The organism is Brachybacterium paraconglomeratum (genome assembly GCF_039541415.1).
Taxonomy (GTDB): Bacteria; Actinomycetota; Actinomycetes; order Actinomycetales; family Dermabacteraceae; genus Brachybacterium; species Brachybacterium paraconglomeratum_A.
Genome location: NZ_BAABGE010000004.1, coordinates 379943 through 390786, shown reverse-complemented (window position 1 = coordinate 390786; position 10844 = coordinate 379943). Strand labels below are relative to the sequence as shown.

Below are 10844 nucleotides of genomic sequence, written 5' to 3'. Positions count from 1 at the left end.
CGGTGGAGCAGACAATGTGGTGAACAGAGCGGCAGAACCGACGGGCGACGCGCAGCGCAAGGACCGAGCATACAGAAATTCGCGGATGGACACAAGTGCCGCGACGCGACCGGTCCATCCACGTCGGCCGCTATATGCCTGGCGCAGAGGTTCTGTCGGTGCTTCCTGCCCGTCTCTCTCGACCGGCCCGGCGGCGTCAACACACCGGGCACGTGCAGCAGGAACAGCTCCGTACGGGAAAAAGCATGAACGGAAATCTCTTCAGAGTCAAGCAGGCAGAGTCCGGCTCGGAGTGTCGGGGCACGTCAGGGCTGCTTTGGGACGCTCGGCGCCTCCGGGCCCACGCCGCGATGTCGGCAACCCTGCACCCGCTGGTGCCGCTGCGCACCGACCTGCGGCAGCGACTCGCGACGACAGCCGGGGCCGCACCGACGGCAGCAGATGCGGCCCCGCATGATCTACCTCACCGTCGCGGCTCGGAGCCGCAGCGCTGGTGCGGACCTCTCAGCCCGAGGAGCTCAGCCTCGACGCCTCAGAGCGATCAGCGCACCGCCGGCCAGCAGCAGCGCCGCCGCAGCGCCGAGCGGGGCGAGGGCATCCGTGCCGGTGCGGGCGAGCGGAGCGCCCGGGCCCTTGCTGGAGCCGCCGTCCGTGCTGGCGCCCGGTCCCCCGCTGCTGTCAGATCCGCCGCCCGCGTCGTTGCCCTTGCCGTTCCCATGTCCGGCGCTGTCCCCACCATCGCCCTTGCCGTCATCGTCGCTGCCGCTGGGCGACTCCGCCGGCAGGATCAGATAGGAGGCCTGGGAGGGACCGGAGAAGGTCAGCACCCCCGCCGCCCAGGTGGAGTGCACCGGCAGCCGGGTTCCGTCCTTCAGCAGCTGGAGGACACGCTCACCCTCCGCACCAGGCACGGTGATGACCGATTCCAGAGATCCGTAGGCATTGGCGAGCGTCAGCACGCGGCCTTCGCCCCCGTCGGCATCACCGCTGGTGGCGGTGAGCGAGTCATCACTGCGGAATGTCGCCGTCGCGCTCACCTCACCCGCGGTGAGGGTGACCGGCTGCAGCGCCACCGTCACGGTGAATCCGAGCTCCACCGCCTGGCCGTCGCTGCTGATGAGCGGGTCCCCTGCGGCGTCGACCACGAGGGCCAGGACCGACTGTTCACCCTCGATCAGCACCGTTCCCGGCGCAAGGCGAAGGCCGTATCCCGCTGATGCAGCGGCTTCGGCATCGCCATCGAGCGTCACCTGGTAGCTCGCCAGCACGTCCTGGGACAGCCGGGCCTGATCGCCCAGCTGCTCGCGATGAATGCTCAGCTCGACCGACGCTGGGCCGCTGATTCCCCACTCTGCCTCGGCGGCGGCGACCTCGAAGACCCGTTCCTCGGTGGTCGTGTTGCCGGCGAGGTCGGTGGCGAGCACCGTGAGGGTGTGAGTTCCCTCCTCGAGCTCGGCCGTGGGAACCTGGGTGCTCAGCTCAGCCTGCGCCGCACGGGTCCTGGCGCCGAAGGTCGTGACCTCGCCCTCGACGTCCGAGCTCTCGGGATCCGCGCCCTCGGGTTCCGCGCCCTCGGTATCAGCTCCCTCAGTATCTTCGCCATCGGCATCAGCATCGTCGACCTCCGGGCCCTCGAGATCAGCGCCCTGCAGCTCGCGCAGATCGATCAGCGCGTCCTCGAGTGCGTGCTCCTCAGCAGCCAGGCCGGTGGACGCGTCCTGGACCACCTCGCCGTCCAGCAGCACCTGCATCCCGGCCAGATTTTCGTCCGCAGCGGAGACCTCGATCTCGCGGGCATCGTCCACGACCTCGCCGTCTGTCAGGTGTGCGACGTCGATCCGCGGGACTTCCTGATCCAGGACGACAGGGATCAGGCCCAGCAGCACATTGCCGTTGGAGTCCATGAACTCGACCAGCAGCGTGTCGCCGTCGGCCACGGAGACCTCGGTCGAGAAGTCGCGGAGATTGGACTGCTCCCCCGGGCTGGCGATGTCGAAACGCTCGATGATGGTCGAGTCGTTGAGCCGCAGCCCGTAGCCCCAGCCGTCATCAGAGGCGCTGCCGGCAACGGTCACCTGCTCGGTGTTCGTGTAGAGGGTGCCGCCCACCAAGGTGGGCTCGTCGATCTGCAGGGTCGGCGCTGTGACGTCGAAGTAGAGGCGGACCCCGCGGTCGTAGCGGAGGGCGCCGTCTGCATCCTGGACCACCATGCGGAAGTGGTTCTCCCCGGTGGTGACGGGGAGGTCGATGGTGAAGCTGCCGTCCTCCTGGACCTGGGCGGTGAGCGGCGCCGGATCGGTGTGCTTCCCGTCCTCGCCCGCCCGGCTGCCCGGGGTCAGGGTGATCGTGCCCCCGGCGGGGTACTCGCCGCGGAGGGTGAAGACGCCGCCGTCGGCGCTCGCGTCCGCAGTATCTGCGGGGACGAAGCAGGCCGCCTGTTCGAGCACGCAGTCGGCGTTGGTGATCGTGGGCATGGCCCAGGTCGCTGTGGGAGCCCGCCCGGAGAGGGCGAAGGACTGCGAGCGGGTGTTCACGCCGTCCGAGGCGGTCAGGGTGAATGCTGCCGCGGTCTCGCCCGGAGTCACCGTCAGCTCGAAGCTGCCATCCTCCTCGACCGCGGCGGTCACCTCGCCTGAGGCGACGCTGAGCTGGGCGTCTTCGCGCTCATCGATGACCGTGCCGGAGACGGTGAGGGTGCCGTCCGCACCGATCAGGGCGTGGCCCTGTGCGTCGGTCTCCATCGCAGTGATGGAGAGCTCGGGAGCGGTCGAGTCGAAGGTGACCGGGACCCGTTGCTCCTGCACTACGGCGCCGTCGGCGGAGAGGCCTTCGACGAGGAACTCCTGCGCACCCTCGGCCAGCGGGAGGACATGGCGGAAGCGCCCCTCGGGGGTCTCCACCGTCTGGTCACCGACGCGCACGGCGGTGATGTCGGAGGAGACGTAACCGCTCAGCAGCAGCGACCCGTCCTGCACCAGCAGCGACTGGGGGCCGAGGACGTCCTGCTCGAGCTGCGAGGCGTTCGCGATCAGCATGGTCGAGGGCTCGAACACTTTCGTTCCGACGCCCAGGTTGAAGCCTGCGTCGAGCACGGAGACGGTGAGGAAGGGGACCGCCTCCGGGTCGACCTCGATCGTGTAGGTGCCGTCCGGGGCTTCGGTCACCGGGATGTCTTCGCCTGCGGCACCGGTCGTGGTGGGCGGGGCGAGAATGCCGGAGCCGTCCTCGAGGACCGAGAAGGAGAGCAGTCCGGCCTCATAGGCTCCGAATTCGATCGCGGGCGCGGTGGCATCGATCCCGAAGGAGAAGTCGGTGCTCTGCCAGCCCTGCTCCTCGCCGAGCCGGGCATCGACGCGGTAGGTGTACTGCCCGTCGGGCAGCGCGGCGTAGCCCACTGCCTGGGGATCATAGAGCGTGCCGTCGAAGGCGGGACCGGTCCATTGGAGCTCACGGGGATCTGCGACCAGCCCCCAGTCTCCGAGCAGGTTGCGGTAGACGCCCTGCTCCTGTCCCAGGACCTTCACCTCTGCGCCTGAGGCGTCCAGCACGGTGTAGCGGATGTCCGAGGCGTTCCGCATAGTGACCAGGTTCGGGGCGATCGTGTCCATATCGCCATCGCCATTGGGCGAGAGCCAGAACTCTCCTATGTCGCTGGTGAGCGGCAGGGTGGACCCGCCCCAGGACGTGATCAGCTCGCTCTGCACGCCGACGCCCTCGAGCTGCTCCCCCGCGGGGAGCACGATCGGCTCCGCGTTCCACTCGCCGGAGAAGCCGAGGAAGGGCACGGAGAGGTTCGGCTGGGCGCCGTCGGCCGAGGTGAACCGGACCCACCCGCCGGTGAAGTGATCCTCCCCGGACTCGGGGGTGACGGTGACATCGACGGTCGCTGCGCCTCCGGCCGGCACGGTCACCGTGCTCGGCGTCGCCACGGATCCGCTGGAGGGACGCACCGTGGTGCTGCTGCCGGCGTCATTGGTCTCGGACAGCAGCGTGGTGCTGGGGAGGGTGAACTCCGCGTCGGTGTCCCCGCTGCTGGTGAGCGTCACGGTGAAGGTGACTGGTCCCGTGACCTCGTGCAGCGCGGCCGCGCCCTCACCGTCGACGGTCGCGATGACGTGGGAGTCCAGCGCCTTGTCCACCTGGGCGAGGCCCGCACCGACCTGGCGCGGTGAGGCCGATGGGACAGCGGAACCACTTCCGACAGGGATCATCGCCGTGTTCATCAGCATGACCTTTGCGAGGTCCACCCGCTCGGCGCCGGTGACGTCGGGGCGGGTCTGCTGGAGGTGCTGGAGCACCAGCGCGGTCATCCCGGCGACGTTCGGGGACGCCATCGAGGTCCCGGAGTTCATGCCGTAGGTGCCGTCGTTGAAGGTGGAGTACACGTTGCCGCCGATGCCGGCGATCTCGGGTTCGAAGTCGAGCGTCGGGGTCGAGCCCCACGAGGTGAAACTCGACGGGGTCAGCGCGCTCGCGCTGGGGCGCACATCGACCTCTTCGGTGATCCGCAGTGTGGTCTCCCCCGCCTCGATGGCGTCTTTCAGCGCGGTGCCGACGGGCTGGCTCACGGTGATGCCGGGCAGGGTGAAGCTCTCGACCCCGGCCATGCCGAAGGCTGCGTCCTCCGTGTTGGAGATGACCACGCCGCCGGCGTTGGCCATGATGGCGTTCTCGTACTTCTCGGTGAAGGAGATCTCGCCGCGGGAGATCAGTGCGTAGGCGCCGTCGAGGTCCATGCCGTCGATGTCCGCAGCGGTGGCGTGGCCAAGATCTACCAGACGGTGCGGCAGATCGTCGAGGGTCCCCGTGGCGGGCGAGTAGGGCACGCCATCGGACTCGTCGTTCACGTAGGCCATCAGCTGGGTGAGGACGGAGTTGTCGATCGAGGCGACGGTCAGCGCGGACCCCAGAGTGCCCGGCGAGCCGACGGTGCCGTCGTCGTGGAGCCCGTAGAGGTCATCGGCGACCCCGCCCGGCGAGAAGTTCTGGCCGTCATTGCCGGCGGCGATCACGGTGACGACTCCCGCGTCACGGGCAGACTCGATCGCGAAGGAGCTGGCATCGGAGGCGTTCTTCTGCCCGTTGGAGGAGCCGAGCGACATGTTGATCACGTCGGCGCCCTGCTTCACCGAATCCTCGATCGCGGCGACGATGTCCGAGTCGGTGGCGCCGCCTCCGGCGTTCGAGAAGACCTTCATCGCGAGCAGCTGCGCATTGGGCGCAGCGCCGTCGAGCTCACCGGTCTGCAGGAAGTCTCCGGGGTGATCTCCCGGTGAGCCGTTGGCCGCGGCGATGCCGCCGACGTGCTGGCCGTGCGCGTCGACCACGCTGTCCTTGATCACGAAGTTCTCGTCGGCGTAGTTGTAGCCGTCGGGGATCTTGCAGGTGAATCCGGCCTCGGCGGCCGGGTTGATCTCTGAGATCGCGGCGGCACCGCAGTCGTCGAGCCGGAGTGCGGGGTGGCTCGGATCCAAGCCCGAGTCGATGATCGAGATGACCATGCCCGTGCCGTCCACGCCGTGGCTGTCGAAGGCCGCTGGTACGCCCTGCAGGTCGCGGGCGGTGTGCTCGGTGCGCTCGTAGACCCGCTCCCGACGGACCGAGAGCACCTCGGGCTCGAGCGAGAGTGCCGCGAGCCTGTCCCCGGGCACGGTGGCGGAGAACCCGTTGACCAGATAGCCGAACTGGCGGTCGGCCACGAGTCCGTGCCGCTCGGACCAGGTGTCGATCAAGGACTGCTGAGCCTCCAGCCGGGAGCTCTCCTGGGACGTCGAGAGAACTGAGTCCTCGCCCTTGAGCAGCACGACGACGTCCACCGGAGCGGAGGTGACATCGTCCGGGAGGCTCGGGATCCCGTCCACGGGGCTCGGTGCGGCCGGTGGCGGCGGCGCCACCGGAGCCGCGACCGCGGCGTTCATACCGAGACCGAGGGTCCCGATCAGCAGTGCGCCGGACAGCGCGGCAAGACGACGAAGCGGCCGTAACGGCACAGGAACCCCCGGGTGATTCACGACATAGGCAACGTCAGCCTATGGAGCATCCAGCGAACATTCAGCTGGTCGCTCTCTTCCGAAGGTCACGAAACGGTGACGGAGGGATAGCGGCTCCTCGAGCAGGCACGCGATGGGGTCCCGGGAGCGCCTGGGGGCATGCAGGAGGGCCGCCCCGCATAGCGGGACGGCCCTCCAGAAGCAGTACGACTGCCGTCAGATCAGGCGCGCGCCGGAGCGCACGCCACAGATCACTTGACGGAAGCGGACGCGCCGGCCTCTTCGAGCTTGGCCTTGGCAGCCTCGGCGTCTTCCTTCTTGACACCCTCGAGGACAGCCTTGGGAGCCTCGTCGACGAGCGCCTTGGCCTCCTTCAGACCGAGGGAGGTGAGGGCGCGCACCTCCTTGATGACGGCGATCTTCGCGGAACCGGCCGACTCGAGGATGAGGTCGAACTCGGTCTGCTCGGCCTCTTCAGCAGCCTCGCCACCGGCGGCGCCACCAGCGGCGGCGACGGCCACGGGGGCAGCAGCGGTGACGTCGAAGACGTCCTCGAAAGTCTTCACGAACTCAGAGAGCTCGATGAGGGACATTTCCTTGAAAGCTTCGATGAGCTCGTCGTTGCTGAGCTTTGCCATGGTGGCATTCCTTCCTATGGGCGGGACCTGAGTCCCTGCGGTATCGGTGGCGCACACGCGCCTGGTCTTGCAGTCCAGTCACCCATGAGGGTGTCCGGGGGACAGCGCTGAGGCTGTGAGGGACGAGGCCGAAGCCCCGGATCCTCAGGCTTCTTGCTTGGCCCGCAGCGCGTCCACGGTGCGTGCTGCCTTCGACAGCGGCGCCGCAAACGTGGCGGCGGCCTTGGACATCGACGCCTTCATGGCGCCAGCGGCCTTGGCCAGCAGGACCTCGCGGGACTCGAGGTCCGCAAGCTTCTGGACGTCTTCCTTCGAAAGCACATTGCCCTCGAAGAAGCCGGACTTGATCACGAGCTGGTCGTGGGTCTTGGCGAAGTCACGCAGGGCCTTCGCAGGCCCCACCGGCTCACCCTTGATGAAGGCGATAGCGGTAGGACCGCTGAGCGTGCCATCGAGAGCGGTGATGCCGGCCTCGCGGGCGGCGATCTCCGTGAGCGTGTTCTTCACCACGGCGTAGGTCGTCTCGGAACCCAGGGAGCGACGAAGCTCCTTGAGGTCACCCACGCTGAGCCCGCGATACTCGGTGATGACAGCGGCATCGGACTCGCGGAAAAGCTCCGTGATCTCCGAGACGGCATCCACCTTTTCGGGGTTAGCCATGGCCCTCCTTCCAGAGGTCTCTCGCCACCGGGTGAAGAAGTCTGAGCAACAGAAAAGGCCTCGACACGCAAGTGTCGAGGCCTCGAACGCTGTGGGCACCCTGGCCAAAAATGGCTCCAGCCTGAGCTGGACGGGCGCAACTTCGCGAAAGTCGCTTCTTCACCTGCGCAGGCCATCCCTGTCGGGATCTCTTCGGTCGTTCTCGGGGTCGAGCACGACAACCGGCGGTCTTCGGTAGACCCAGACTAGACCAGGAACCCCCGCCCACGCCACGTCGAGAGCGGCGTTCTGCGTCACATCGGCGGTGGGCCGCGAGGTCGTCGGGCGGTGGGCCGCAACTCTGGGGTGGGCACCCCTGCCGCGCACGCACGCCAACCAGCACGTCAGCCGGCACGTCAGGAGGAGCTGATCGACGAAATCTTCCAGAAAGTGGAAGAAACCGTCGATGGACTCCCTGCAGCCCGGAGATGCGCTGCGCCCGATCACGACGACGGCGCCTCGCCCACCGCAAGGGTGGACGGGGCGCCGTGGTGCACCTTCAGAGGCGACCGGGAGGCTCAGACTCAGGCCTCGTCGGTGTCCTCGAGGAGGTTGCGCGTGCGGTTCACGTCGACCGGGATGCCCGGGCCCATGGTGGTGGACACGGTGATCTTGGTGATGTAGCGGCCCTTGGAGGAGGACGGCTTCAGACGCAGGATCTCATCGAGTGCAGAGACGTAGTTCTCGACCAGCTGCTGGTCGGAGAAGGACACCTTGCCGACCAGGTAGTGCAGGTTCGCTGCACGGTCGGTGCGGAACTCGATCTTGCCGCCCTTGATGTCAGACACGGCCTTGGTCACGTCCATGGTGACGGTGCCGGTCTTGGGGTTCGGCATGAGCCCGCGCGGGCCGAGCACGCGGCCCAGCTTGCCGACCTTGCCCATCAGGTTCGGCGTGGCCACGGCCGCGTCGAAATCGGTCCAGCCGCCAGCGACCTTCTCGATCAGCTCGTCGTCACCGACCTCGTCAGCGCCGGCCTCGCGGGCGGCGTCGGCCTGCGCACCGGTCGCGAAGACGATGACGCGGGCGGTCTTGCCGGTGCCGTTGGGCAGGTTGACGGTGCCGCGCACCATCTGGTCTGCCTTGCGGGGGTCGACACCCAGTCGCATCGAGACCTCGACGGAGGCATCGAACTTGGCCGGGGAGGACTTCTGAGCCAGACGCAGTGCGTCCAGCGGGGAGTAGGCGCGACCCTCTTCGATCAGCGCCGCACCGTTCTTGTAAGCCTTGCTACGGAAACTCATTGTCGTCAGCCCTCCACCGTGATGCCCATGGAACGAGCGGTGCCGGCGACGATCTTCGCAGCGGCATCGATATCGTTCGCGTTCAGATCAGGCATCTTGGTCTCCGCGATCTCGCGGACCTGTGCCTGGGTGACCTTGCCGACCTTGTCGGTGTGCGGCGTGGCGGAGCCCTTGGAAAGGCCAGCGGCCTTCTTGATGAGCTCAGCGGCCGGCGGCGTCTTCGTGATGAAGGTGAACGAGCGGTCTTCGTAGACCGTGATCTCGACCGGGACGATGTTGCCACGCATGTCTGCGGTGCGATCGTTGTAGGCCTTCACGAACTCCATCATGTTCACGCCGGCAGCGCCGAGCGCGGGACCCACGGGCGGCGCAGGGGTGGCCGCGCCGGCCTGGATCTGGAGCTTGATGACGCTCGCGATCTTCTTCTTGGGAGCCATTGCTCTTCCTAACTTTGGTGTGGTTCGGGCGGAGCTCATCATGCGTTCCTCCCACGGCTGGACCCATTCCCGCATGACACGGTGAGGGGTCCGGGGTGCGACGTTACCTGCACGTCGCGGCGGCGTCGACCGGTATCGAAGGTGATCCTGGTCGTACTGACGCGACAGCTGCCGCGCGCCGCTCAGATCAGATCATCTTGGTGACCTGGTCGAAGCCGAGCTCGACCGGGGTCTCGCGACCGAAGATGGTCACCAGGACCTGAAGCTTCTGGGACTCGGTGTGGATCTCCGAGATCGTGGCCGGCATGGTCTCGAAGGGACCATCCATGACCGTGACGGACTCGCCGACGTGGAAGTCGGGCAGCTTCTGCGCGGCAGAGGCCTTGGCCGGAGTGCCACCCGAGGAGCGCTTCTTCTCCGGCAGCCCCACAGAGGGTGCCAGCAGCGAGTAGATCTCGTCGAAGCTCAGCGGGGTAGGATCGGTCGCGTTGCCCACGAACCCGGTCACGCCGGGGGTGTCGCGCACGACGCGCCAGGACTCGGTGGTCAGATCCATGCGCACCAGCACGTAGCCGGGCACGCGCACACGGCGGACGATCTTCTTCTGGCCGTTCTTGACCTCGGTCGCGTCCTCCATCGGGACCTGGACCTCGAAGATGTGGTCTTCCATGTCCTGAGTCTCGGTGCGCGTGGCCAGCTGGGTCTTCACACGGTTCTCGTGACCGGAGTAGGAGTGGACGACATACCACTCGCCGAACGAGGAGCGCAGGTGCATCTTGAGCTGCACCAGCGGGTCCTCCTCCTCGGGCTCAGCCTGCTCGCCCTCGGACTCTGCCGACTCTTCAGCGGACTCCTCGCCACCCTCGGTCGACGCGTCCTGCTCGGTCGACTCGTCCTGCTCGGTGGAGTCGTCAGCCGCCTGCGCCTCATCGACGGTCTCGTCGGCGGGCTGCTCCTCGACGGTCTGCTCGTCGGCTTCCTCCTGGGGCGCTGCGGCCTGCGGCTGCGCGGAGGCGGAGAAGGAGAGGGAGTCGTCGACGCCCTGGTAGGACTCGTCGGGGGTTGAAGACTCTTCGGGGGTAGAGGTCTGATCGCTCATCGGCGGGAACCTGCCTTCCTGGCGGCGTGGAACTGATCGGTCACGGTGCGTTGCGTGGTGCGGGACGGCCCGCGGCTCACACGTCGGGAACCGTGAATGCGATCCTGGAGAGCCAGCTGAACACGGAGTCGAGGCCGAAGATCAGAAGGATCATGAAGACGACGAACAGCAGCACCGTGATGGAGTACAGGACCAGCTCCCGACGGGTCGGGACGACCACCTTCCGGAGCTCCGCGATGATCTGGCGGATGAACAGACCGATGGCCAGGAACGGGTTCTTCGACCCGGAGCCCTGGGCGCCGGCACCGGTGGGCGTCGACGGGGCGTTCTGGCTGGAGTTCACGTCTGGGCTGTCCGATCTCGTCGAGGTCATCCGCATCCGGCCGGGTGACCCCGACCGGACCGGCAGGGCAGACAGGGCTCGAACCTGCAACCTGCGGTTTTGGAGACCGCTGCGCTACCAATTGCGCCACTGCCCTTCACGAGGACCAGGCCTCGTGAGGTCGTCGCACGAACGCTCGGAAGAGCATCGTGATTCTGACCAGCGACCAGCATACAAGTCTCAGGGACCTCATGCGAATCGGCGGGAATCAGATCACATCACAGCCGCCCCGGGGGCGAGCTCAGCGGCGTACTCGCACCACGGTCGGGAATGCCTGCAAGCTCCCCGCAGCCGCTTCACGGTGCGCTCCCGACTCCGCTCCCCCGGTGTCCGAATGAGAACGAACCTGGCGACT

The 10844-nt window shown here is 67.5% G+C and carries 7 protein-coding genes and 1 tRNA gene; all 8 read right to left on the bottom strand.

The window, feature by feature from the left end; genetic code table 11:
- Positions 1–518: 518 nt before the first annotated feature.
- Positions 519–5918, bottom strand: coding sequence for a S8 family serine peptidase (locus ABD893_RS06270; protein WP_345076978.1), 5400 nt, complete (start codon positions 5916–5918; stop codon positions 519–521).
- A gap of 323 nt (positions 5919–6241) precedes the next feature.
- Positions 6242–6628 (bottom strand): 50S ribosomal protein L7/L12, encoded by a 387-nt coding sequence (gene rplL, locus ABD893_RS06265; RefSeq protein ID WP_345076975.1) that lies wholly within the window; start codon positions 6626–6628, stop codon positions 6242–6244.
- 144 nt (positions 6629–6772) lie between these two features.
- Positions 6773–7288, bottom strand: coding sequence for a 50S ribosomal protein L10 (gene rplJ / locus ABD893_RS06260; RefSeq protein ID WP_345076972.1), 516 nt, complete (start codon positions 7286–7288; stop codon positions 6773–6775).
- A gap of 563 nt (positions 7289–7851) precedes the next feature.
- Complete coding sequence (rplA, locus tag ABD893_RS06255; RefSeq protein ID WP_345076969.1) at positions 7852–8571, bottom strand: 50S ribosomal protein L1; 720 nt, start codon at positions 8569–8571, stop codon at positions 7852–7854.
- A 5-nt stretch (positions 8572–8576) separates the two neighbouring features.
- The gene (gene rplK / locus ABD893_RS06250; RefSeq protein ID WP_345076966.1) at positions 8577–9008 is read right to left on the bottom strand and encodes a 50S ribosomal protein L11; all 432 of its coding nucleotides are present in this window, start codon (positions 9006–9008) and stop codon (positions 8577–8579) included.
- A gap of 187 nt (positions 9009–9195) precedes the next feature.
- Positions 9196–10107 carry a transcription termination/antitermination protein NusG gene (nusG, locus tag ABD893_RS06245; RefSeq protein WP_345076963.1) on the bottom strand — a complete coding sequence of 304 codons (912 nt, stop codon included), beginning with the start codon at positions 10105–10107 and terminating at the stop codon, positions 9196–9198.
- A 76-nt stretch (positions 10108–10183) separates the two neighbouring features.
- On the bottom strand, positions 10184–10450 hold the full coding sequence (gene secE, locus ABD893_RS06240) for a preprotein translocase subunit SecE (RefSeq protein ID WP_345076960.1): 267 nt from the start codon (positions 10448–10450) through the stop codon (positions 10184–10186).
- Positions 10451–10513: 63 nt separating this feature from the next.
- Positions 10514–10586 (bottom strand) — tRNA-Trp (locus tag ABD893_RS06235).
- Positions 10587–10844: the final 258 nt, after the last annotated feature.